General features: G+C 59.2%; 20 protein-coding genes. 5 read left to right on the top strand and 15 right to left on the bottom strand.

Annotated elements, in window-relative coordinates; translation table 11 throughout:
• Positions 1 to 15: 15 nt before the first annotated feature.
• The 4 genes from EL361_RS12400 to EL361_RS17105 are packed head-to-tail and all read right to left on the bottom strand — an operon-like array spanning position 16 to position 3,922.
• Complete coding sequence (locus tag EL361_RS12400) at positions 16 to 1,161, bottom strand: Coenzyme F420 hydrogenase/dehydrogenase, beta subunit C-terminal domain (protein WP_126379998.1); 1,146 nt, start codon at positions 1,159 to 1,161, stop codon at positions 16 to 18.
• A 16-nt stretch (positions 1,162 to 1,177) separates the two neighbouring features.
• Positions 1,178 to 1,600, bottom strand: coding sequence for a hydrogenase iron-sulfur subunit (locus EL361_RS12395; protein ID WP_126379995.1), 423 nt, complete (start codon positions 1,598 to 1,600; stop codon positions 1,178 to 1,180).
• A gap of 30 nt (positions 1,601 to 1,630) precedes the next feature.
• Entirely contained in the window at positions 1,631 to 3,628 is a 1,998-nt protein-coding gene (locus EL361_RS12390; RefSeq protein ID WP_126379993.1) for a CoB--CoM heterodisulfide reductase iron-sulfur subunit A family protein, read from the bottom strand.
• Between the two features lie 24 nt (positions 3,629 to 3,652).
• A complete protein-coding gene (locus EL361_RS17105) occupies positions 3,653 to 3,922 on the bottom strand; it encodes a transposase (RefSeq protein WP_172961736.1) in 270 nt (89 codons plus the stop codon).
• Between the two features lie 426 nt (positions 3,923 to 4,348).
• Here EL361_RS17105 and EL361_RS12380 point away from each other — a divergent pair, with 426 nt between their 5' ends.
• On the top strand, positions 4,349 to 6,259 hold the full coding sequence (locus EL361_RS12380) for a hybrid sensor histidine kinase/response regulator (RefSeq protein WP_126379990.1): 1,911 nt from the start codon (positions 4,349 to 4,351) through the stop codon (positions 6,257 to 6,259).
• On the top strand, positions 6,259 to 7,680 hold the full coding sequence (locus tag EL361_RS12375) for a sigma-54-dependent transcriptional regulator (protein ID WP_126379988.1): 1,422 nt from the start codon (positions 6,259 to 6,261) through the stop codon (positions 7,678 to 7,680). The genes EL361_RS12380 and EL361_RS12375 overlap by 1 nt, the downstream gene beginning before the upstream one ends.
• Before the next feature lie 10 nt (positions 7,681 to 7,690).
• Here the strand turns inward: EL361_RS12375 and EL361_RS12370 are convergent, their stop codons facing one another.
• The 10 genes from EL361_RS12370 to ilvN all read right to left on the bottom strand — a co-directional run bounded on the left by EL361_RS12370 (position 7,691) and on the right by ilvN (position 18,872).
• A complete protein-coding gene (locus EL361_RS12370; protein WP_126379987.1) occupies positions 7,691 to 8,335 on the bottom strand; it encodes a chemotaxis protein CheX in 645 nt (214 codons plus the stop codon).
• Between the two features lie 59 nt (positions 8,336 to 8,394).
• Positions 8,395 to 9,624: an HDOD domain-containing protein gene (locus EL361_RS12365; RefSeq protein ID WP_232034774.1), complete on the bottom strand. Its 1,230-nt coding sequence runs from the start codon at positions 9,622 to 9,624 to the stop codon at positions 8,395 to 8,397.
• 36 nt (positions 9,625 to 9,660) lie between these two features.
• Positions 9,661 to 10,542, bottom strand: a complete 882-nt coding sequence (locus EL361_RS12360) for a CheR family methyltransferase (protein ID WP_126379985.1) — start codon at positions 10,540 to 10,542, stop codon at positions 9,661 to 9,663.
• Between the two features lie 184 nt (positions 10,543 to 10,726).
• Complete coding sequence (speB, locus tag EL361_RS12355) at positions 10,727 to 11,599, bottom strand: agmatinase (protein WP_126379983.1); 873 nt, start codon at positions 11,597 to 11,599, stop codon at positions 10,727 to 10,729.
• Between the two features lie 9 nt (positions 11,600 to 11,608).
• Positions 11,609 to 12,781 carry a carboxynorspermidine decarboxylase gene (nspC, locus tag EL361_RS12350; protein ID WP_126379981.1) on the bottom strand — a complete coding sequence of 391 codons (1,173 nt, stop codon included), beginning with the start codon at positions 12,779 to 12,781 and terminating at the stop codon, positions 11,609 to 11,611.
• 1 nt (position 12,782) lies between these two features.
• Positions 12,783 to 13,961 carry a saccharopine dehydrogenase family protein gene (locus EL361_RS12345; protein WP_126379979.1) on the bottom strand — a complete coding sequence of 393 codons (1,179 nt, stop codon included), beginning with the start codon at positions 13,959 to 13,961 and terminating at the stop codon, positions 12,783 to 12,785.
• Between the two features lie 27 nt (positions 13,962 to 13,988).
• Complete coding sequence (speA, locus tag EL361_RS12340; protein WP_126379977.1) at positions 13,989 to 15,905, bottom strand: biosynthetic arginine decarboxylase; 1,917 nt, start codon at positions 15,903 to 15,905, stop codon at positions 13,989 to 13,991.
• 457 nt (positions 15,906 to 16,362) lie between these two features.
• Complete coding sequence (buk, locus tag EL361_RS12335; protein WP_126379975.1) at positions 16,363 to 17,451, bottom strand: butyrate kinase; 1,089 nt, start codon at positions 17,449 to 17,451, stop codon at positions 16,363 to 16,365.
• Positions 17,448 to 18,377 (bottom strand): bifunctional enoyl-CoA hydratase/phosphate acetyltransferase, encoded by a 930-nt coding sequence (locus tag EL361_RS12330; RefSeq protein ID WP_126379973.1) that lies wholly within the window; start codon positions 18,375 to 18,377, stop codon positions 17,448 to 17,450. The genes buk and EL361_RS12330 overlap by 4 nt, the downstream gene beginning before the upstream one ends.
• A 15-nt stretch (positions 18,378 to 18,392) precedes the next feature.
• A complete protein-coding gene (gene ilvN / locus EL361_RS12325; protein WP_126379971.1) occupies positions 18,393 to 18,872 on the bottom strand; it encodes an acetolactate synthase small subunit in 480 nt (159 codons plus the stop codon).
• Positions 18,873 to 19,058: 186 nt separating this feature from the next.
• On the opposite strand from ilvN, the gene EL361_RS12320 reads away from it, so the two are divergent.
• Positions 19,059 to 20,126, top strand: coding sequence for an endonuclease/exonuclease/phosphatase family protein (locus tag EL361_RS12320; protein ID WP_126379969.1), 1,068 nt, complete (start codon positions 19,059 to 19,061; stop codon positions 20,124 to 20,126).
• A gap of 92 nt (positions 20,127 to 20,218) precedes the next feature.
• On the opposite strand, the gene EL361_RS12315 is transcribed toward EL361_RS12320, so the two are convergent.
• A complete protein-coding gene (locus tag EL361_RS12315) occupies positions 20,219 to 21,373 on the bottom strand; it encodes a M20 family metallopeptidase (protein ID WP_126379967.1) in 1,155 nt (384 codons plus the stop codon).
• 184 nt (positions 21,374 to 21,557) lie between these two features.
• Between EL361_RS12315 and EL361_RS12310 the strand changes: the two genes are divergently transcribed.
• Together EL361_RS12310 and EL361_RS12305 are read left to right on the top strand one after the other, a co-directional pair.
• Positions 21,558 to 23,126, top strand: coding sequence for an ABC transporter substrate-binding protein (locus EL361_RS12310; protein WP_126379965.1), 1,569 nt, complete (start codon positions 21,558 to 21,560; stop codon positions 23,124 to 23,126).
• Positions 23,127 to 23,197: 71 nt separating this feature from the next.
• Entirely contained in the window at positions 23,198 to 24,172 is a 975-nt protein-coding gene (locus EL361_RS12305; RefSeq protein WP_126379963.1) for an ABC transporter permease, read from the top strand.
• Positions 24,173 to 24,180 lie beyond the last annotated feature (8 nt).

Below are 24,180 nucleotides of genomic sequence, written 5' to 3'. Positions count from 1 at the left end.
CTGGGGTTCTATCCTTTAGTGCGATCCACCTGTGACTTCTGCGAATTCATCCTCGCGGAACACGGTCATGGGCGGAGCTTCGTCCGGGTTCATGCCCGGCATATAGCCAAAGGCCTGTTGCGTCTTGTGGGATACGGTGCGGAACAACTCCATTACTGGCACGTTGTTGGGGCAGGCATTGGAGCATTGCCCACAACCCACGCACGAGGTGCTCATGTGCGCCAGCCGTGTCAGATGGAAGAAGACCGTGTCCGTGGGCATCTTCAGGGAGCCGTGCTTCTCGGCCCAGCCGATGTACTGATCGGGCTTGTAGTCGAAGACATCGGTCAGGAAGACGCATTCCTTGCAGTAACAGACAGGGCAGGCCGCCCGGCAGTTGTAGCAATTGATGCAGGACGACAGGTGTTCGGCCAGTCCGGACAGGGTGTCCGTGGCTGCGCGTGTGACTTCGAACATGGCGTCGCGGAAGGCCTCGCGCTTGGCGATGGCCTGGCTGATGGCCTTGTCGCGCGCACCGTTGATCGGCGCGTCGGAGTAGTTCATGCGGGTCAGGATGCCCTCCCCGCGAGCGGTGTTCGCGATAAGTTGGATTTCCTTGCCCGGGTCCGATCCGAACAGGCCCAGGATTAGGTCCGCGCCTTCGGGCACGGGGTGTTCGCAGGCCTGGCAGGCCTTGGCCACGGTGAACCCGCTCATCTCGGTCTGGCCCTCCAGGGCCTGGCGCATGAACAGCTCGCTCATGGCCTTGGGTTCGCCCTGGGTGGAGTATTGCTGATTGTCGATATTGGTCAGCGCGCCCATGCAGTCGACCCCCACGAGCAGGACGTTGTCCATGCTGCCCTGGTTGAGCTTGACCAGTTCGATGAAAGCCCTGATTTCGCAGGGTCTGAGTACGGCGGCAACAGGTTTGCCGCCGGAGCCCTTGGTCAGGCGCGAGACCATTTTGGCTGCGTTCAGCGGAAAGGCCGGGGACAAGGGGTCGGCCTGGTCCATTTCGGCGGGGTCGCTGATCAGGGCGGGCATGACTGTTCCCTTGAGGGGCATGTGACGGGGCGTGAGCACCGCCGTTGCCTCGTTCTGTTCCAGAAGCTGGACGAGCAGGCCCTGGATAGCGCGCAGGGGGCCGTCGGGTCCGACTTCGATTCGTGCTGTGGTTGCCATGATTCCTCCCTCCCGGTCAGAGAATGGCTGACTGCCTGGCTTCGCCAGGCCCCAGAGCCCGGACTTCCGCCACCAGATCATTGACGGTTTCGGCGAATTCGTTACCCTCGCTGGCTCCGATCCAGGTCAGCTTGACCCGGCGTTCGTCGATGCCGAACTGGGTCAGCAACTCCTTCAGGAGCTTCACCCGCCGCCGGGCCTTGTAGTTGCCGTTGATGTAGTGGCAGTCACCCGGATGGCAGCCGCTGATGAGTACGGCATCGGCTCCGGCGAGCAGGGCCTTGATTACGTACTTGGGGTCCACCATGCCGGTGCACATCATGCGGATCAGCTTCAGGTTGGGCGGCTGGACCATGCGGGAGGTTCCCGCCAGGTCCGCCGCGGTGTAGGTGCACCAGTTGCAGACAAAGGCCACGATGGTTGGTTCAAAGGATCCCATGGGTTTCTCCTTGGTCGTCTTCGGTTAGCCTCACGACTGTGCGGCGGGCGCTTCTGTTGGCTCCTGTACAGCGGGAACCTCGTCCAGCAGACCTTCCAGTTCCGAGAAGACCTGGCGTTCGGTAAAATGTTTGATCTGGGCCGCCCCGCTGGGGCAATGCCCGGCACAACTGCCGCAGCCCTTGCACATGGCCTCGTTGACCACGGAGACTCCCCGGCGGTTGTCGAATTCGATGGCCGAGTAGGCGCACAGCCCGATACAGGCCTTGCAGCCGATGCAGATGTCCGGGTCGATGTAGGACGTGGTGGGTGAGACCTCCACGGTGCCGCGCGCGGCCATGGCCAGAGACTGGGCCGCCGCACCCGAGGCATGGGCGACCGCGTCAGGAATGTCCTTGGGCCCCTGACAACTGCCCCCCAGGAAGATGCCATCCGTGGCCGTGGAGACCGGCCCTAGCTTGGGATGCTCTTCCAGGAAGAAGCCGTCGCGGCCTTGGGACACGCCGAAGATGCGGGCCACTTCAGGGGTGTCGTGGCGGGTCTCCATGGCGGTGCAAAGGATGGCCATGTCCACGGGAACTTCCAACAACTGGGCAGAAAGGGTGTCTTCGGCAATGATCAAGAGCTTGCCGTCGTCGCGTTGGCGGATCTCCGAGGGACGGCCCCGGATAAAGGTCACGCCTTCCTTCTGCACGCGGGTCAGAAATTCCTCGTAGCCCTTTCCAAAACATCTGAGGTCGATGTAGAAATTGTAGACTTGGGTGTCGTGCCCCACCTTGTCCTTGAGCAGATGGTCGTACTTGAGGGCATACATGCAGCAGACCCGTGAACAGTATTCATGATGGTTGACGTCGCGGCTGCCGATGCAATGCAGGATGCCTACGCTCTTCGGGGCCTGACCGTTTTTCATGACGATCTTGCCACCCGTGGGGCCCACGGCATTGTTCAGACGTTCGAACTGCAGGGCGGTGTAAACCTCGGGGTAGCGCCCGAATCCGTATTGGGTCAGCGGGGTGGGGTCCATGGCGTCGTAGCCCGTGGCCAGGATGATGCTCCCTACTTCCAGGTCCAGGCTCTGTTCGGTCTGATCGAAATCAATGGCGCCGGATGGACAGAACTTTTGGCAGACACCGCACTTCTTGCCGTTCAGGACGCGGCAGTGGTCGGCGTCGATGACCGGAGTCCCGGGTACGCTCTGGGGGGAATTGCGATAGATGGCACGACGCTTGGCCATGCCTTCCTCAAAAACTGAGTCCACCTTTGTGGGACATTTTTCCAGGCACAGACCACAGCCGGTGCAGAGGTCCGCATCCACATAACGGGGCTTCTTGTTGACCGTGACCTTGTAGTTGCCCACAAAGCCTTCGACATTGGTGACTTCGGACCAGGTCATGAGGTTGATGTTTGGGTCCTGAGCCACGGCCACCATCTTCGGTGTGGAGATACAGGCTGCACAGTCCAGGGTGGGGAATGTCTTGTCGAACTGGGCCATGTGCCCGCCAATGGACGGTGCACGTTCCACCAGGTGCACCCGGTGACCCGAGCGAGCCACGTCCAGGGCGGCCTGGATGCCCGCGATGCCGCCACCGACCACCATCACGTCCGGGGTCACGGGCACTTCGCGTGAATGCAGTTCCTGATGCCAGTTCACTCGAGCCACGGCTGCGGCCACAAGATGCTTGGCCTTCAAGGTGGCTTCCACGGGATCCTCGGTGACCCAGGAGCAGTGCTCCCGGATGCAGGTCATCTGGAAAAAATAGGGATTCAGCCCAGCGCGGGCACAGGCCTTCTGGAAGGTCTTCTCATGCAGCCGGGGCGAACATGATGCCACCACAACCCGGTTCACGCCATAGTCGCGGATGTCATCGATGATCATGTCCTGCCCAGGGTCCGAGCACATGAACTTGTAGTCGCGGGAGATGATTACACCCGGCAGACTCTGGGCGAATTCGGCCACGCCTTCACTGTCCACCTTGCCCGCGATGTTGGTTCCGCAGTGACAGACATAGACACCGATTCGGTTGGCCATGGTCTTCCTCCTTGGGCTGCCCGGTTATCTGGTCGAGTGTTCGGCCAGAGCCAGGGTCAGTTCGCCGACGAGTCTCTTGAGTCGCGCATTTTCGCGCCGCAGGTCGGCCTGGGTGCGGGCCTTGCGCCCGTCTTCAAACAGCCGGGGCAGGCCCGTAGTCAGCTTGTCCTGCCATTTGTAGTACTGGCTGGGGCAGATGCCGTAGCGCTCGCACAGGATCGACACCGGGGTGCCCTTGATCCCCTGAAGCACGACTTCGGCCTTGATGTTGGGGTCCCAGCGCCTGCGCGTCACGATTCTCTCCGCATCTGCCTGCGCCTCGCCCGCAACGGGCGTGACAACCTCTCTAGAACAAGAAGCGTACCCGTCGTTGGAATTGTCCGTCTTTTCGGGGGGTTTTAGCCAAAGTGTTCCTTCATTCCCCTTGGGGAACAGGGGAAAATATGTCTTGCTCCACAAGATTTGTCTTGTCTGACAAGATTTTATCGAGCTGTATGACCATCTGGAAATGTTGGATATTTCAGAAAAGATCAGAAGCACCACAGGGTCAGGATCGGCGGGTTGCCTTCCAACAGGGAAGATCAGGTTGGAATTGTCTTGTGCAGGAAGACGTTCCGAGTGTTTTCCTCGGATTTTCGTGGTGTTGACATCGGGTGCATTTTCTTCCCATAGTGGACACTTAGAGGACTCCCGGCACCGCTCAGAGCGGAAGGAAACGCCATGGCGAGCTCCAAATCATCAGGGTTCAAGGCGAGGGAAAATCCGTCGCGAAGCGAGGACTGGGCCAATCTGGCTACAGCGACCAGTTTTGCGCTGCTCATTGCGCCCGACGGAACCATCATCGCAGCCAACGAGGCCGTAGCTCGCAGGCTCGAAATTCCTCTGCCCCAGTTCGTGGGCAGTTGCATCTATGACCATTTTCCTGGCGAGGCGGCAGAGCGCAGGCGTGCCATGGCCAAGAGAGCCATGGAGTCGGGTGCGGCTCAGTATTATGAGGACGTATCCACCTCCGGCAATGTGCTGGATACGGTGATTCATCCCGTGCTGGAGCAGGACGGGAAGATCACGGCCCTTGCCGTGTTCGTGACCGATGTCACCGGGCAGCAGCGTATCGTGCATGAACGGTTACGCATGGCCACGGCCATTGAGCAGGCCGTGGAGGCCGTGGTTATCTACGATACCACGTTCAGCATTCGCTACGTGAACCAGGCCTTTGAGGAAATGACCGGCTATTCCCAAAGTGAGGTCCGCGGGCAGTCCGGGGAGACGTTGTATCAGGGGATTCATCAGCAGAAATCCCTGAAGCTCATCAGGGCAGCCATGGATGAGGGAGATGCCTGGACAGGCCGGACCTTCAATACCCGCAAGGACGGGCGCGTGATTCAGGTGGAAAAGACGGTGTCACCCATTCGCGGACGGTTCGGAGTACCCTTGGGATGGGTCAGTGTTTGGCGTGACGTAACCCACGTGGCCGTGTTGGAAAAACAGCTCAGGCAGGCCCAGAAAATGGAAGCCATAGGCACTTTGGCGGGAGGCATCGCTCATGATTTCAACAATATTCTGGGACCGATCATCCTGCATGCCGAGTTGGGGCAGACCATGCTTCCGGAGGGCAGTTCGGCACGCCTGAGCTTCTCGGAGATTCTGGAAGCAGCAAACCGGGCTCGTGAACTGGTGGACCAGATCCTCTCCCTGTCACGCAAGCATGAAGCCGACGACCCCGTCCTGTTCCGGCTGTCCAGTATCTGCAAGGAGTGCATCAAGTTCCTGCGGCCCTCACTGCCTGCCACCATCGCCATTGTGGATGACGTGAAAACCGAAGACGACGTCATTCTGGCGGACCCCACGCAGATCCATCAGGTGATCATGAATCTGGCAACCAACGCGGGTCATGCCATGCGCGAGAGTGGAGGGACATTGACCCTGGCGGTGCAGGCCGTGGAAATGAAACAGTCCATGCGCACGTTGTTCCCGGATGCCGAAGTAGGGAGTTACGTAATGCTGACCGTCAAGGACACCGGACAGGGCATGCCCGAGGAACATCTTGAGCGGGCCTTCGATCCCTTCTTCACGACCAAGAAGAGTATTGGCACGGGGCTGGGGCTGACAGTGGTGCATAATATCGTGGCCCGCCATGGTGGGGCCGTGCGCCTGGAGAGCAAGGCCGGTGTGGGCACGGCCTTTCATGTGCTTTTGCCGCGCAGTTCCATGGTTATGCCAGCATCGGTCCTGGCGCCCGATGTTGGTTCGATGCGAGGCAGTGGGCAGATCCTGTTTGTGGATGATGAGGCGGCCTTGCGTACGAGTACTTCCATGGCCCTTGAATTACTGGGGTATGAGGTGACGTGTTGTGCCAGCGGGCAGGCGGCCTATGACCTGTTCCATGAACAGCCTGACGGCTATGCCCTGGTGCTGGCGGATGTGACCATGCCCGGCATGACGGGGTTGGATCTGGCCCGGCGTATCATGAGCGAACATCCTGAAACGCGGGTGGTGCTGACCTCGGGCTTCAGTGAGTTGATCAATCCTGAAAAGGCCAAGGAAATGGGCATTGGGTTTTTGAAGAAACCCTACAGCACCAACGCGCTGGGCCTTGCTGTGCGCGATGCCATTGAACCGGGGGGCGATTGATGGCCAATATTCTTATTGTTGATGATGACACCATGCTTGTGAATGCCCTGAGCCAGGTGCTGGCCTCCATGGGGCATTCGGCGGACGGGGCAACAACCCTGGTCGAGGGCTTGGAAATGGCACGCGGCAATGGCTACGAGCTGGTCATCCTGGATGTGCGTCTGCCCGACGGCAATGGCCTGGAGGCCCTGCCTCGATTCCGTGAAGGGCCAGGAGCACCCGAGGTGATCATCCTGACAGGAGCGGGTGATCCCGACGGAGCGGAAATGGCCATTCGCTCTGGGGCCTGGAGCTACATCACCAAGCCACCGACCATGAACAATATCAGGCTGCCGGTGGAACGGGCGGTGGAATACCGTCGCAACAAGAAGGAAAGCGGACACAAACTACTGGCCGAGCACGGAGTCGTGGGTGAAAGCTCGGCCATCAAGGCCTGCCTGCGCCGGGCGGCTCAGGGCGCAGGATGCGACGCTGCGGTCCTCATTACCGGAGACACGGGCACGGGTAAGGAACTCGTGGCCCGCGCTATCCATGACAACAGCCGCCGCAAGGCCGGGCCTTTTGTGGTTGTGGACTGTGCCGCCCTGCCCGAGAATCTTGTGGAATCCATGCTCTTCGGCCATGAGAAGGGATCGTTTACCGGAGCTGATCGGCGTTATGGAGGGCTGGTGCATCAGGCCGATGGGGGCACTCTGTTCCTGGATGAAGTGGGGGAATTGCCTCTGGTGGTGCAGAGGGCGTTCTTGCGGGTATTGCAGGATCACCGTTTTCGCCCTGTGGGGGGTTCCAAGGAGCTGACCAGTGACTTCAGGCTGCTGGCCGCCACAAATCGGGACCTGGAGGACAGGGTCCGTCAGGGGTTGTTCCGCGAAGATCTGTTGTTCCGTATCCGGGGGTTTTCCATCTCGTTGCCGTCCCTTGCGGATCGGGATGGAGACGTGAAGGTTCTTGCCGGTCATTTTCTGAAGCGTTTTTGCGGAGCCATGGGCATTGTACCCAAGGGCATGTCCAAGGACTTTCTGGATGCCTTGCACCGTTACAGTTGGCCGGGCAATGTCCGCGAGCTGATGGGGGCCATGGAGCATTCCCTGGCTTCAGCCGAAGGAGAGCCAAACCTGCTGTCCAGGCACCTGCCCACCAATGTGCGGGTGGCTTTGGCCCGGGCCGGGCTGGGCGAGGAGATGTCAGCTCAGGCACCGGTCTGGAGCATCGAGCCCGGCGAGTTTCCGAGTCTCAAGGATTTTCGGGACAGTCATTTGGCTGACCTGGAGCGATTCTATCTGGAAGAAGTGATGCGCCACGCGGGCTGGAAGGTGGCGAAGGCCATTGAAATGTCGGGTTTGTCCAGGGCGCGACTCTATGCCCTGCTCAAGAAATACGGTGTGTCGCGGCCCCGCCGGTCTTCATTTGTCGGGAATTGAGTCGGTGGATCTAGCTGTTCTGCTTATTCTGAAAATGATCGGTCAGCAGGTCGTCCTCGGGGTCTTCCTGCGGTGCTGCTGGGGCTTGCTCAGGCTTTGGCGTTGGCTCGGGAGCGGGCTTCGGCTCCGCCTTGGCAGCTTTTTCGCGGGGGGCGGCCTTGGCGTCTTCCTCGATCTTTTCGGATTTTGTGAAACAGATTTCCACGATGAAGTCGCCACCATCCGTGGAAAAGGGGATGGACAGGATGGCTCCGGCTCCCACGTGGTTGACCTGGTGGCCTTTGCCCACAATGACCGATGGAGTGGAGGCCTTGAAGGTCATGCCGTTTTCGGCGAGGCTGCGTCGGGCTTGTCCGGAGATCATGTTGGTTAATTCACCGACTGCGTCAGCCACCTCGTCGTTGATTTTGGTGTATTCCTCACCAATCATGTTGGTGACGATACCCAGAATCGCGCCCTGACTCATGGTCAGGGCCATGGTGCCAGTGGCAAAACCCGTCACGCCAATGAGGCCGGTGACATCACCGGTCGCGGCCCGGTTCGTTTTCACGAACGGCTTGCCCGGTGTAACCTGCACCATTGCCATGGTTTCCAGGACGTTGATAACAGCGCCCAAGAATGGATTTATAAAAGAAACGTCGTAACGAATCGACATCTATTCTTCCACCTCGCGAGGATGGCGCGGGGAAGGGGGCGCAGCCTGACCCGGACGCACTACAGGAATGCGCCGAGGACGTCCTCGATATGCTCGTCGAATTGATCCACGATTCCAACCAGTTCACGGGTATTCAAGCCCAAGCCTTCCCAAGCATTGTCCTGAATACCGGGGAGAACGTACATCCCGCCGCCAGAAATCTCAACTGCGTTTGTGAGGTTGTCGGCGATTTGGATGATTCCGGCCTCCTTGGGATTTTGTGCAGCCTGTGGATCATGGTGGTGGACAATGGCCGCAGTGATGGCCGCAGGGAAGTTCCACTCCGACAGCAGCAGGTTGGCCACTTCGGTGTGATCAAATCCCAGAACCTCGGCTTCGGCATCCACCAGCGGGAGCATGTTCTCGCGGGCATAGAGCAGGGCCTGAACACTGGCGTAGGGCTGCTTTTTGAAAATGATGAGGCGCCCCACATCATGCAGCAATCCGGCGGTGAACAGCCGGTCGGGTTCGATGCTCGGGTCTTTCTTCTTGGCCCGCATGGCAATCAGCCGTGACAGAATGCCACAGGATAACGAATGCCGCCAGAAGGTCTTCATGTCCATCAGTTCGGGCGGGATGTCCTTGAAGAAATTGATGGTTGAAATACCCAGAGCCAGGGTTGAGATTTCCTTGATGCCGACCAGCGACACCGCGTGCGCGATGGAATCGATGGTGTCTGCAAAGCCGTAGAAGGGGCTGTTGACCAGCTTCAGAAGCTTGGCGGACAGGCCCACGTCGGTGCTGACCACCCGGGCGATATCGTTGGCCGAGCTGGACGGAGCGTCGAGGACTTCCTTGATCCGGAAGTAGATGTCCGGGAAGGTTGCCAGTTCCGTCTCGTGATCCACGATGTCCTTGGCCGTTCCTTCACCGGAACGATACAGATCCTTCATGAACTCGAGGTTCCTGGCCAGGCGCTCGTCCTCGGTGGGCATGATCCAGCCGCGTTCCACGGCCAGCTTCGTTCTGGCCACAGCGATGCGGTAAATCTCGAGCATCGCTTCGTTGTCAGGGTCGCAGTAGACGAAGAAGTTTCTGATGTATTCCTCGTACGGATCAACAATGGTGATGCCCTTGGCCTCGGCCTCGGGAACAGCCTCCACGGCCCCCAGGCCCAGCTTCTTGAGGAGCAGGATATGGCCTTCGCCCAATTGTGTCCCTGCAGGGAGCAACAGATAGCCGTTGCGATCCTCGATGTCGTTGGTCAGGACCATTCCGGGAGTCAGGGTATTGGTCTTTATTTCGCTCACGTCGTCCCTCCGATGACGTGTCCGTCGACTGCAGTGTTAGGCGTCCTTGCGATAGCAGATGCCACCAGGCTTGATGACCGGCCTGTAGGCCGTGGACAGCTTGTGGATGCTTTCCGAATGTCCGAGGAACAGATAGCCGCCGGGCAGCAGGTTGTCGTAGAACGATCCGAGCACCTGTTTCTTCATGGTCTCGTCAAAGTAGATGATCACGTTACGACAGAAGACAATCTGCGACTTGGGAACGCGCTTCAGAGCCATGCGGTCGGACAGGTTGATGGGCGCGAAGCTCACGAGCTTCTGCACCTTGGGCCTGACCTTGAACATGCCGTCGGGCTGCTTTTCGAAATACTTCAGGATCATGCCCTTGGGCGTGGTCTTGAATGAGTATTCGCCGTAGGTCCCCTTGCGGCATTTGGCCAGCATGGCTGGAGACAGGTCATAGGCGGATATCTTGATGCGCCAGCCAATGACCTTCATTCCCAATTGCTCGAGAATCATTATGGCCAGGGTGTATGGTTCTTCGCCAGAGGAGCATCCGGCGCACCAGATATTCAGCTCCTTTTTGCCTTTTTCTTCCTGTGTCTTGAGCATCTCGGGCAGAATCTCGTTCCGAAAGACGTTCAACTGCTTGATGTCGCGGAAGAAGCTGGTTTCGTTGGTGGTGATTTTCTCGCAGAGCTTGTCCATCTCCTTGGTCCTGTTGGGATCACGGACCAGGAAGTTATGGTATTCCGCAAAGCTGGAAAGATTAAGCTCCTTCAGGCGCGTTCCGAGACGGTTCTCGAGCAGATAACGGCGCCTGATGGGGATATCGATTCCCGTCTTGTCGTAGATGAATTTCCGCAGGTCCTCGAATTCCTTATCGGTGATCTTGGCCGTTTTGCGGAGAGTCAGTGAACTGGATGTCAGCAGTCCCATAATCCTTCCGTTTTGTTGAGGGGATGTGCCGGTATAGGTGAGATAATGCCACAGACCCCATGCTTTTGGGAAGCACGTGTTGTAATTCCCGTGGAACGGGCGAAAACATGGATGGCGCAATGGTTGCGACGTCGAGGAAGAGCCGGAGACGTCAGGATATGAGTAAAATAATTGAGGGAGTATTCTACTGGCTGTCGCTCTGGCGGGCGATCATGCCCATCAGATTGTAGGCCAGACGGGCGCAGATGAATTGCGGGGCATGCATGTCGGGGATGGGAGCCAATTCGACCACGTCGAAGCCGATGATGGTGCGTTCGGTGGCGATGGCGTCCAGCAGCCACATGGCCTGGTGCCAGAACAGCCCCCCCGGTTCGGGGGTGCCCGTGGCGGGCATCAGGGACGGGTCCAGCCCATCCACGTCAAAGGTGACGTACACGGCTTCGGGAAAATCTTCGGGCAGAAGGGGGGATTTCGGAGGGCTCAGGGGCAGGTCCGGTCCGTCAATGCCGGGGATGGTCAGCTCCTGGCGGAGTTTGACCTCGGCCGGTGACAGACTGCGGATGCCAATCTGAAACAGTGGCAGCTCAATGTCCAGGGCGCGGTGCATGACACAGGCATGGCTGTAGGGGGAGCCCTCGTAGGTGTCGCGCAGGTCGGCATGGGCGTCGAATTGGATCACTCCGACCTTTTTCCCTGTGGCGGCCACGGCGCGCAGTGCCCCCAGCGTCACGGTGTGCTCGCCGCCCAGCAACACGGGCACGGCTCCGGCCTTGAGGCTGGTTGCCGTGGCCTGTTCGATACGCGTCAGGACCTCTTCGGGGTCTCCAGAACAGTCCAGCGCTGCCAGGGTGTGGATGCCCTTTTCCGCGGGAATGGATTGACCGTCCCAGACTTCCAGCTGGTCCGAGGCCTTGAGGATTTCCTCGGGGCCCTGGGCCGTGCCGCCACCGTAGGAGACGGAGGCTTCCCACGGCACGGGAATGACGTGGAACAGGCTCTCTGTGGCAGGCATGTTGCCGATTTCGTCTTCCATGAAGATCAGGCGGTCATCATTCATGAGGGCTTCCTACAGGCGGTCCTTGAAGTCGTTGTATCCGAACTGGCGCACCAGCTCGAAGTCTTCGCTGTCTGCCCCCAGCAGGTGGATGGCGGGCAGGCCCACTCCATTGAAGGTGTTGGTCTTGACCATGGTGTAATGGGCCATGTCCGTGAACACAAGCCGATCGCCCACAGTCAGCGGGGTGTCAAAGGAATACTCCCCGGCCATGTCTCCGGCCAGGCAGGACAGGCCGCCCAGGCCGTAGGTATGGGCCTTGATCCCTGGCTCATCTGCTCCCACCACATGCGGGCGATAGGGCATCTCGATGACGTCGGGCATGTGGCAGGGCACTGCCGTGTCCAGGATCGCCACGGGTCGTTTGCCGGCAGGGACGATATCCAGAACCTCTGTGACCAGATAGCCCGTGTTCAGGGCCACGGCTTCGCCGGGTTCCAGATAGACGTCTACTCCGTAGCGCTGGCGGAAGTCCCGGATCAGGCGGACCAGCAGGTCGACGTCATAATCCGGGCGGGTGATATGGTGCCCGCCACCGAAATTGACGTAGCGCATTTGGCCCAGAAATTCGCCGAAACGCCGTTCCACAGCGGCCAGAGTTCGTTCCAGACTGTCCGCATTCTGTTCGCACAGGGTGTGGAAGTGCAGGCCCGTGATGTGCTCCATGAGATCGGGCTTGAAATCCGCCCGGCGGATGCCCAGGCGTGAGCCTGGATCGCATGGGTCGTAGAGCGGCACCGTGCCCTCGGAATGCTCCGGGTTGATGCGCAGCGCCAGTTCCAACTCCCGACCGGCATGCTGTGCTTCGTCCAGAGCCAGCTGTCCGAAACGCTCCAGTTGGGCGGGTGAGTTGAAGACCAGATGGTCCGTGGTCAGGGCCAGTTCGCGCACGTGGGCCTCGGAGTAACCCGCAGCAAAGGTGTGGACCTCGCGCCCGAATTCCTCACGGCCCAGGCGCGCCTCGTGAGGCGAGCTGGCGCAGACCCCGTCCAGAGTCTGCCTGAGCAGGCCGAAGACCCGGGGCATGGCAAAGGCCTTCAAGGCCAGCAGCACCTTGGCCCCGCTTTCGCGCCGGACCCGATCCAGAATCTCCAGGTTGGCAACGAGCAGCGCTTCGTCCACCACAAAGGCGGGCGTTGTCGGGACCCGCATGGGGTCGAAACGGATCTCGGTGCGTCCGTTCATCCTACAGCTCCACCTCGGTCCAGGGCAGGCCATGGGCATCCAGGGCAGCCATGAACGGATCGGGGTCGAATTGTTCCATGTTGAAGACACCAGCACCCTTCCAGGTGCCCGTGGCCAGCATCAGCGCACCGATCATGGCGGGGACGCCCGTGGTGTAGGAAATGGCCTGGGACCCGACCTCGGCATAGGCCTCTTCATGGTCACAGATATTATAGATATAGACGGTCTTCTCGCGTCCGTCCTTGATTCCCTTCATCAGGCAGCCGATGCAGGTCCGGCCCTTGGTCAGCGGGCCCAGGGAACCGGGGTCGGGGAGCAGGGCTTTCAGGAACTGGATGGGCACGATCTTCTGGCCCTGGAAATCCACAGGTGCGATGCCGGTCATGCCCACGTTGCCCAGCACCTCGAGGTGCTTCAGGTAGCTGTCACCGAAGGTCATCCAGAATCGGGCACGTTTCAGGCCCTTGATGTTGTTGACCAGGGATTCCAGCTCCTCATGGTACATGAGGTAGCACTTCTTGGGGCCAATGCCCTCGGGGAAGTCATAGCTCATGGACCAGGACAGGGGGTCGGTCTCCACCCATTCGCCCCGTTCCCAATAGCGGCCCTTGGCCGTGACTTCGCGGATATTGATTTCGGGGTTGAAGTTGGTGGCAAAGGCCTGACCATGTTCGCCCGCATTGCAGTCGATGATGTCCAATACGTGGATTTCGTCGAAGTGGTGCTTGGCGGCGTAGGCCGTAAAGATATTGGTCACGCCCGGGTCAAACCCGCTGCCCAAAAGCGCGGTCAGTCCGGCCTCGCGGAAGCGGTCCTGATAGGCCCACTGCCACTTGTACTCGAACTTGGCTTCGTCCAGGGGTTCGTAGTTGGCGGTGTCCACATAGTGCACGCCGGTTTCCAGACAGGCATCCATGATGTTCAGGTCCTGATAGGGCAGGGCCACGTTGAGTACCAGATCAGGCTTGAACTGTTTGATCAGGGCCACGGTCTCGGGCACGTTGTCGGCGTCCACGGCAGCAGTCTGCATGGGGACCGGGCTGTCGGCGGCGATGGCATCGCACTTGGACTTGGTCCGGCTGGCCAGCATGATGTCGGTGAAGACTTCGGGCAACTGGGCGCACTTCAGGGCGGCCACACGGCCAACGCCACCTGCGCCGATGATCAGGATACGGGACATAGCGGAATCTCCTCTGGGAAACTCGTCTTATTTTGAGTGTAGGTAGGTGTAACCGTTCAGGCAGTTGCGAAAGGCCTTCATCACATCGCGCCGTTCCTGGGGTGTGAGTCTGCCATCGCGTACGGCCTGCTCGGCGGTATTGCGAAAATTTCCGGCCACGGTCTTGGGATCATACTCCACATAGGACAACACGTCTGCAACGCTGTCGCCTTCCTGTTCGCGCACGATATCAAAGCCGCCGTCTTCGCCCAGGCGGACGCTGACCACGTTGGTGTCGCCGAACAGATTATGCAAGTCGCCCAGGGTTTCCTGGTAGGCACCCACCAGGAATGCGCCCATGTAATAAGGCTCGCCGGGCTCAAAGGAGTGCAGTTCCAGCACGCGTTTGACCTCGCGCGGGTCGATGAAATGGTCGATCTTGCCGTCGCAGTCACAGGTGATATCGGCCAACAGGGCCTTTTCCGTGGGCTGCTCGTTCAGGCGGTGCAACGGCATGATGGGGAACAGTTGATCGATGGCCCAGGCATCGGGCAGGGACTGGAACACGCTCATGTTGCAGTAGTAGATGCTGGCCAGGGGATAGCTGATGTCGGTCAGACCCCGTGGGGGTGCCTTCAGGTCATCCATGGTGTCGGCCACCTTGCGCATGATGGCCCAGAAGATGGTCTCGCCCATGGCCCGCTGGCGCAGGGTGCATTGGCCCAGATTGAACTGCTGGCGCATTTCGTCGCGATAGAAGATGGCGTCGTTGTAGCATTCCTGCAGCTTGCGCGGGGTGATGGCCTGGTAGACCTCCAGCAGGTTGTGCACGGGGTCGGGGCAGTCATCGGGGACCACGTCGGGCAGTGGACGGTTTTCCAGCCGACTGACGTCCATGACGTCGAACAGCAGCACCGAATAATAGGCCACTGTGGCGCGGCCGGATTCCGTGACGATGTGCGGGTGGGGGATGTCGCGCTCATCAAGGGCGGTCATCACGCTTTCCACCACGTCGGAGCAGTACTCCTCCAGAGAGTAGTTGCGGCTGGATTCGAAATTGGTGTGCGAGCCGTCGTAATCCACGGCCAGACCGCCGCCCAGGTCCAGATATCCCATGGGGCAACCTTCAGCGGCCAGTTCGGCGTACATGCGGCAGACTTCGTGGACGGCGGTGCGGATGTCCCGGATGTTGGGGACCTGTGATCCAAGGTGGAAATGCAGCAGGCGCACGCAGTCCAGCTTGCCTTCGGCCTTCAGCCGGTCCAGGGCATCCACCACCTCGGAGGCGGACAGCCCGAAGATGGACAGGTCTCCGGCGGATTCGGCCCAGTGGCCACCCACCTGGGATGAAACCTTGATCCGGATGCCGATTTGCGGGTCAATGCCCAGAGCAGCTGCGCGTTCGAGCACCAGCTCCAGTTCGCTGGGCATTTCCAGTACCAGAAAGCAGTTGAACCCCATTTTGCGGGCGTACAGGGCCAGATCAATGAACTCGGCGTCCTTGTATCCGTTGCAGATCAGGCAGGCCTGGTGATCCGTCAGGTGCGACAGAGCCGTGATCAGCTCGGCCTTGGAGCCGACTTCCAGCCCGTGGTGAAAGCGCGAGCCAAAGGCACAGATTTCGCCGATGACCTGTTCCTGCTGATTGACCTTGATGGGATAGACACCGCGAAATTCACCTTTGTATCCGAGCTTCTTGATGGCTGAACCAAAGCTCTTGTGGATCAGTGATATCTGCGAGTCGAGGATGTTCTCGATGCGCAGCAGCACGGGCATTTCAAATCCCCGGTCACGGATGCCGGCGATGATTTCCGGGATGGAGACTCGGGTCTTGGATGCAGGGGATGGTTTGATGCACAGATCGCCGTTTTCGGCGACGTCGAAATAGCCGCCACTCCAGCTTTTGACGCCGTAGAGATCTGCGGATTTCGCTGCGCTCCAAGTCTCGATGGATCGCTTGTTCATATAGGTGACCCTCCTCTCGGCCCGTGGATGTGGGCAGAATTCGTGGTGCCAGGGGCACCAGTTCCGGTGATGTCGTAGAGGGCATGACTGAGATGCAACACATCACCGGACGGCACTCATTAGTTATACTCGAGCCGACAGTCAATGGAAAATGATGTACCTGTTGCAGAAATAAAAAGGAAGGCCGCAAGGTGGATTGGCTGAGGCCCGAAGACAGTTCGCTGAGGGGCGCAGAAATTTGAGTGAATTGTTGGCGAGTCTTCGAGCCTTACAAGTCACTTACACCTTGAGTGCATTCAATAAAGTGCGTTGCTGCGGGGCGTGCAAGAACCTCGCGTACTCAAATACGTGCCAATTCTGCGCTCCTCCTCGCGCCTGCTTCTTGATCTTGAGGTTTTTGAGTCCCCCGGAAGAGGAGTGATGATCTCTTAGGAAAAGGGGGCGGCCAACAGGCGTATTACCCCTTGTACTCTTTGATTGCTTCCTGCCCTTCCAGCACGCGCAACGCACCTTGGGCCATGACCTGCATCTCTTCCAGGCCCGTCACGATCTCCACCGGTCCTGCCCAATCCAGCAGCCGGGTCAGCTCATCGGTCAACATTTGGCTGCGGGCCATGCCGCCTGCCAGAACCACGGCGGTGAGTTTGCCTCCGTTCAGGGCGGGCATCAGGGACGCGGCATGCTTGGCGATGCCGTAAGACAGGGCCTGAAAGACGGCCTGTGCCTTGGCGTCGCCGCCTTCCATGCGCGCAGTCACTTCACGGAAATCGTTGGTTCCCAGATGGGCGAACAGACCACCCTCGCGCAGGATCGTATGCCGTAGGGTGGCGCTGTCGTATGTGCCGGAATCCAGCAGATTCAGGACTTCCAGCGCGGGCAATGAGCCGCAGCGCTCCGGGCTCATGGGGCCTTCACCGTCCAGGGCGTTGATCACGTCCACCACCTGCCCTTCGCGGTGCGCGCCGATGGATATGCCGCCGCCCATGTGAGCTACGATGAACCGTCCTTGTGCATAATCGACCCCGTGCCGGGCAGCAGCGGTGCGTGCGGCTCCGCGCTGGGACAGGGCATGGAAGATGCTGCGTCGGCGGACCTGAGGCAGGCCAGTCAGCCGGGCCTTGTCCACCATTTCATCAGTCACGGGGGGATCCACCACGTAGGCCGGGATATCCCAGGTTTGCCCGATTTCCAGCGCCATGGGTGCCCCGAGGTTGCAGGCGTGTTCCCCGTAGCGGGCCTCGCGCAGGTCATCGAGCATTCGGTGGTTGATGCTATACGTGCCGCCGGGCAATGGGGCCAGCAGGCCGCCCCGGCCCACCACGGCGTCGAAGTTTCGGCCATCCTTTCCGGCTTTGGCCAGGGCCTCGGACAGAGCTTCGGTCAGGGCGTGGCTACGCAGGGGGAATTGTGCCGCCACACTGGACAGGGATGCCAGCTCCTGCCGGGGGTGCATCAGCTCCTTGTCATACACGACCTTGTCGCCCTTGAAGATCACGACCTTGGTGGAAGTGGAGCCGGGATTGATGGTCAGGATGGTTCGGGTCATGCAGCGCCCCCCTTGCGCGAGAGGTACGAGGCCAGAGCCAGGGAATAGAATTTGGACTTGGCGCTGTCACCGCGCGAAGGCACCACCACGGGCACTCGACTGCCCACTACCACCCCGGCCATGTCAGCGCCGAGCAGGGTGTTCAGGCTCTTGTACAGGATATTGCCGGATTCGATGTCCGACGTGACCAGGATGTCTGCGCAGCCAGCCACCTCGCCGCCGAAGTTCTTGCAGGATGCGGCATCCGGTGACAGGGCGATATCCAGAGCCATGGGGCCAGCAATGCGGGCATCGCCGAATTCGCCCTTGGCAGCCATCTTGGAGATGACATCGGCGTCCAGAGTGGCGGGCATGGCCGGATAGTTGACCTTCTCGGTGGCAGCGAGCATGGCCACGCGCGGCTTCTCGATGCCCAGGGCGCGGGCCACGTGCAGGGCGTTGCGCACGATGTCCACCTTGCGCTGCATGTTGGGACGGATGTTGACGCCGGGGTCGGTCAGGAGCATCAGACGGCCTCCGTTATGGGGCGCATTGAAGGCGCTGACATGGGACAGGATGCCCTCGGGCGGCACGCCGGTTTCCTTGTCCAGCACCGCGCGCAGGAGAATGGCGGTGGAGACCAGCCCCTTCATGATGAACTGGGCCTCACCTTCGCGGTAGAGGCGCACGGCTTCGCGCACGGCCTTTACGTCGTCGGGCAGGTCGATGATTCTGAGTGCTGAAAGGTCCTTGCCCATGCGTTGAGCAATGGCCAGGGTCTTGGCCTTGTCGCCGATCAGGATGGGGTCGGCCAGACCGGCCTCGAAGGCCTGTAGGGCCGAGTCCAGAACGAATTCGTTGGCCGAACGGGCGATGGCCACGCGCGGCAGATCGCCGTCGGGCAGCGCCTCGCGGACAATATCATCCAGGCTGAAGATGGTGGGCATGTCGCGTTCCTCCGGCTAGTCGTCGCCGCGCTTGAGCGCGATCATTCCGGAGCGGCACATGCTCTTGATGCCATGGGGCTTGAGCATGTTGATCAGGCCGTCGATCTTTTCACGATCGCCGCTCATCTCCACGGTGATGGTCTCCTGGCCCATGCCCACGACATTGGCCCGGAAAACCTCGAAGATCTGCATGATCTGGGGGGTCACGGCGGGTTCCATGGCGACCTTGATCAACACCAGTTCGCGGTCCACGAATTCCTTGCGAGCCAGATCGTCCACCTGGATGATGACGTCCATCTCGGCGATGTCTTCGGTGATTTTCCTGATGTCCTCGTCCTGTCCCACCAGGCCGATGGTCAGGCGCGAGATGTCGGGATTTTCGGTTTCACCGGCGGAGATGCTTTTGATATTGACGTTGTATTTGCGGATGGCTTCGGACATTTCGGCGAGCACGCCGGGTTCGTTCCTGACCAGAGCGGAAATGGTGCGAGGCATGATGGTCTCCTATGTGTATCGGGAGTCACGTGTCTGATTGATTCCCTGTCTCTATCTTTTTTGGCGTTGGGGGACAACATTGGGGCAGAGGGGATGGCCGGGTGTTGATTCTGACTATCGTGTCGTCTATAGTGCTGTTTGGTGTAGAAGATTCGCGAGGGTCAGGCTTTGTTCAAGGGGGGAGTCATGCCGTTTTACCGTGACATAGATACCGCTACTGAGGCCGGAAAGCGGACTGCCGAGCGTTTGCTCCGGTTGCGCCGTGAGTTGGATGCCCAGGTGCCAGCCCGAACTCTGGAGGAGACGTTGTTACTGGCGACCTGGAATATCCGGGAATTCGGAGCAGGAAAATACGGTGGGCGGTTGCCGGAGTCCATCCATTACATCGCCGAGGTGGTGAGCCGTTTCGACCTTGTGGCAGTGCAGGAGGTTCGTCGTAATCTGGACGCGCTGAACCGGGTGCGGTCGGTGCTGGGGCCGTATTGGAAATGCGTGTTCACGGACACCGCCGAAGGCTCGCGTGGCAATAACGAGCGCATGGCCTTTCTGTTCGACTCGCGCAAGGTCCGTTTTGGTGGGCTGGCCGGAGAGTTGGTGATTCCGCCACTGCAGGACGGGCGGCGCACCGTGGGGGCTGCGGATCAGTTCTGGCGCACGCCGTTTGTGGTGGGCTTCAAGTGTGGCTGGTCCTCTTTTTCCCTGTGCACGGCGCATATCCTGTGGGGTTCGGGCGGGGGCGACAATCCGCCGGACCGGGTGGCCGAGATCAAGCATTTGGCGCAATTCATGCGTACCCGTGCCCTGGACCCGGACTCCTGGTCGCAAAACATCGTACTGCTGGGGGATTTCAACATCTGCGATGACGACGATGAGACCTTCAAGCAGCTGACGGACGCCGGGTTCACTGTGCCGCCCGAGGTACGCCAGCATCCCAGCAACGCGCCCAAATCCAAACACTACGACCAGATTGCGTTCTTCGAGAACGACAAACGACTGGAGACCACGGGCAAGGCCGGGGCCTTCGATTTTTTCCAGACCGTGTTTCGCGACCCGGACGATGAGGCTTTGTATGTGCCGGACATGGGGCAGGGGTACGAGACCGACAGCAACGACAATCCGCGAGATGCCCAGTCAAAGAATGGATACTGGAAAAAATGGCGAACCTTCCAGATGTCCGACCACCTGCCCCTGTGGGTGGAGCTGCGGGTGGATTATTCCAATGAGTATCTGCAAAGGAAGCTGGCGGAGGACTGAAGCGGAATCAGCTTTCGGGAAGAAGACACCCAGTCAAAAGCCGCCGCCCGGGATGACCGGACGGCGGCTTTGCTTGTGCAGAATGACTGTTTTTATTGATATTTATCCAGCGCTCTGTGGATGCTCACAGCCGCCAGCAGGGTGCGTTTGACCATGGAATCAGCGGCCAAGTATTCGTCCTGAGTGTGCAGTTTGCCGCCAGCAGGGCCCATGCCGTCCAGAACCGGGATGCCGACCTGTGCCACAATGTTGGCGTCCGAGCCGCCGCCACGGAAGGTGCCCTTGACCGGGAGCCCAAGGTCCGCTCCAGCCTCGGCAACGAGGTCATGCAAAGCGAGAATCGAATCGTTGGTGACCATGGGTGGGCGGCTGGTGATGATCTCCAGCTTGCAGCTTGTGCCCTCGGTTTTTGGGGCGGCGGCGATGGTCTCGATGGCGGCCCAGACCTTGTCGCCATTCTCTTTATTCACGAACCGGGTCTCCACCCTGGCCTTGGCCGAAGCCGACACCGTGTTGGGGCCAACGCCGCCTTCGGTCAGTCCCACGTTCAGGGACGTGCCCGCTTCAGGATCGTTCAGGGCCTCCATGGCAACGATCTGATGCGCCATTTCCAGAATCGCGCTGGGTTTTGGGAAGCCGCAATGACCAGCATGGGCAGCTTTTCCTTGGACTTCCAGATTGAAGACGATGCGCCCCTTGCGGCCGGTCACGATCTCTCCGTTCAGTCCTGAGCCCTCCATCACGAAGCAAAATGCACTCTTGCGGGCTTCTTCCATGACCAGCTCGCGGGAGTTGGGCGAGCCGATTTCCTCGTCGGAATTGAACAGGCAGGCCACGGGCCTTCCTTCCAACAGTCCTGCGGCGTCCAGGGCTTTGAGGGCAAAGATGCCAGCCACGATGCCGCCTTTCATGTCATAGGTGCCTGGGCCGTGGATTTCGTTGCCTTCCCTGTCAAAGCGGTCGAATCCCATTTCAGGTGGGAAGACCGTGTCCATGTGCCCGATGAGCAGGGCCCCAGGGTTGTCGCTGCGTGCCTGATTCCAGGCCACGAGGTTGTCGCCTGTTTCGGGTTGTGCATGACGGCATGTGCTGAAGCCCATGTCCTTCATGGTCGCATCAAGAACGTCGACCACCTTGTCCACCCCCGCCTTGTTGCCGGAGTAGCTGTTGATGCGCACGAGTGATTCGAGCAGCTCGAACATCTCGGATTCATGTTCGACAAGGAAGTTCCGCAAGGCTTTAATCATGTTGTCTATTGTCCTTTTTGGATTTCGAAATGATTAATTGGTTGATCAATGAATGTCGAATAACGCTAAAACAGGCTTGCAATACTGACGATTATGCATGTCGTGGTGGGCTTTTCTTTTGATTTTATCATGAACATATGCAAGAGTTCTGTGTCATTTTTAGGAAAACAACAAGGAGAGAGTCATGCGAAAACAGTTATTGGTTGTCGTTGCCGTCTTGGCATGCCTGACGCTAGGCATTTCCTCGGCCCTTGCCAAGGATTTGACCCTCGGTCTCAAGGGAGAGCCCACTTCCCTTGACCCTCACTTTCATAACGTCACAAACAACAACCAGCAGGCTCTTTATCTTTTTGATAAATTGATTCGTCAGGATTCCAGACAGAAATTGCAGCCCGGTTTGGCTGTGACCTGGAAGCCCATCGCCGATACGACTTGGGAATTCAAGCTGCGCAAGGGCGTGACCTTTCATGATGGTTCCCCCTTTACCGCCGAGGACGTCAAATTCACCCTCGAACGCATTCCGAACGTTCCCAACAGCCCGTCCTCTTTTACCTTTGCCGTCAGCGCGATCAAAGAGGTCGAGATTGTCGATCCCCTGACCATTCGTGTTCATACCGAGAACCCTGCGCCTCTGCTGCCTCGCATGTTCGCTTCCTTCACCATTGTTTCCAAGAAGAATGCACAGGGCATGACCACCGAAGATTTCAACTCCGGCAAGGCCGCCATTGGTACCGGCCCGTACAAGCTGGTGGAATGGGTGCGTGGCGACAGGACCGTCTACGCTCGTAACGACGCCTACTGGGGTGAAAAGTCTCCTTGGGAAAAGATCATCATTCGTCCCATCACCAACGACGGAACCCGCGTGGCCTCCCTGAAGTCCGGCGATGTCGACCTGATCAACTTCGTTCCGCCGGCGGACGTAAAGCATTTGGAAAAAGACTCTGGCATCAAGTTGTCGAAGTCTGCCTCCACCCGTCTCATCTATCTGCATCTTGATTCTAACCGTGATGTGACCCCCACTGTTACCGGCAACGACGGCAGCGTGATCAAGAACCCCATGAAGGATTCGCGCGTGCGCAAGGCCATCTCCAAGGCCATCAACCGCGAGGCCATTGCCGCCCGCATCATGGAAGGTTTGGCTATTCCTGCCAGCCAGATGGTTCCCGACGGTTACGCCGGAACCAGCACCAAGCTCAAGGCCGAACCTTACGATCCTCAGGGCGCCAAAGCTCTGCTGACCGAGGCCGGTTACCCTGATGGTTTCAAGATCACCATCCATGGCCCCAACGACCGCTATGTCAATGATGGAGACATCGCCCAGGCCATTGCCCAGATGCTGACCAAGGTTGGTATCAGGACCGAAGTCAACACCATGCCCAAGGCCGTGTATTTCGGCAGGGCCTCTGCTCTGGAATTCAGCCTGATGCTCGTGGGTTGGGCCACTGACACCGGTGAGCAGTCCAACTGTCTAGCCTCTCTGCTGCATACCTACGACAAGGAAAAGGGTTTCGGTGCTTCCAACCGCGGTCGTTATTCCAATCCGCTGGTGGACCAGAAACTTGAAGAAGCCCTTGTCACCGTGGACCCGGCCAAGCATAATCAATTGATCATCGAAGCCACTGAAATCGGCATCGGCGATACCGGTATCGTGCCCATCCACTATCAGGTCAATGTCTGGGGTTCCAGAAAGGGTCTTGCATACAATGGCCGCACCGATGGTTACACCCTGCCCCGTGAGATCATCGTAAAGTAGCGTAATCGCAACTCAACATAAAAGGGGCGCGCCCTGCGCGCCCCTTTGTTTTTCGGAGCTCCAAAAGATACATGCTCGCGTTCCTTATTCGTCGTATCACCCAAAGCGCTGTCGTGCTGCTGGTCATGTCCGTGCTGGTTTTTGTCGGTGTGTTCTACATTGGCAACCCCATCGACATCCTGATTGCACCCGACGCGACTCCGGCTGAATACGCCCGCGCCGTCAGCGAGTTGGGCCTCGACAAGCCGCTGTGGGAACAATATTTCGTATTTCTGAAAGGGGCGCTGCAAGGCAATTTCGGCAACTCCTTTGTCTACAACGAACCAGCTCTCCAAATCATCCTGACCCGGTTGCCGGCCACCCTTGAATTGGCTTTCACCGCCATGTTCATGGCCGTGTTCCTGGGCATCCCGCTGGGTATGGTCGCGGGCATTCAGCACGACAACTGGATTGGCCGCAACATCATGCGCTTCTCCATTCTCGGGTTCAGCCTGCCCACGTTCTGGGTCGGCCTGATGCTGATCATCATTTTTTCGGTCCAGCTCGGCTGGCTGCCCTCCGGTGGCAGGGGGGAGACCGTCGAACTGATGGGCATCCCGGTCAGTTTCCTGACCTGGGATGGACTGAGGCACCTGATTCTGCCCGCCACGAACCTGGCCCTGTTCAAGACGTCTTTGGCCATTCGCCTGAGCCGGGCAGGGGTGCAGGAAAATCTGCAGATGGACTACGTGAAGTTCGCCAGGGCCAAGGGCCTGAGCAACACCCGCATCATTGGGCTGCACGTCATGAAGAACATCATGATTCCGGTGATTACGGTGCTTGGCATGGAGTTGGGCAACCTGATCGCCTTTGCGGTTGTCACGGAAACGATTTTTTCCTGGCCCGGCATGGGCAAGCTGGTCATCGACTCCATCGGCGTGTTGGATCGGCCCATTATCGTGGCCTACCTGCTGATCACGGTGACCATGTTTATTTTCATCAATCTGCTCGTTGATGTTTTTTATTCCATTCTGGACCCCAGGGTACGCCTGGGCGACGAGCGATAGGACGGATT

This window comes from Desulfovibrio ferrophilus (assembly GCF_003966735.1).
Classification (GTDB): Bacteria; Desulfobacterota; Desulfovibrionia; order Desulfovibrionales; family Desulfovibrionaceae; genus Desulfovibrio_Q; species Desulfovibrio_Q ferrophilus.
Note: the sequence above shows the minus strand (reverse complement) of the source record. Positions and strands in the feature narration are given on the sequence as shown.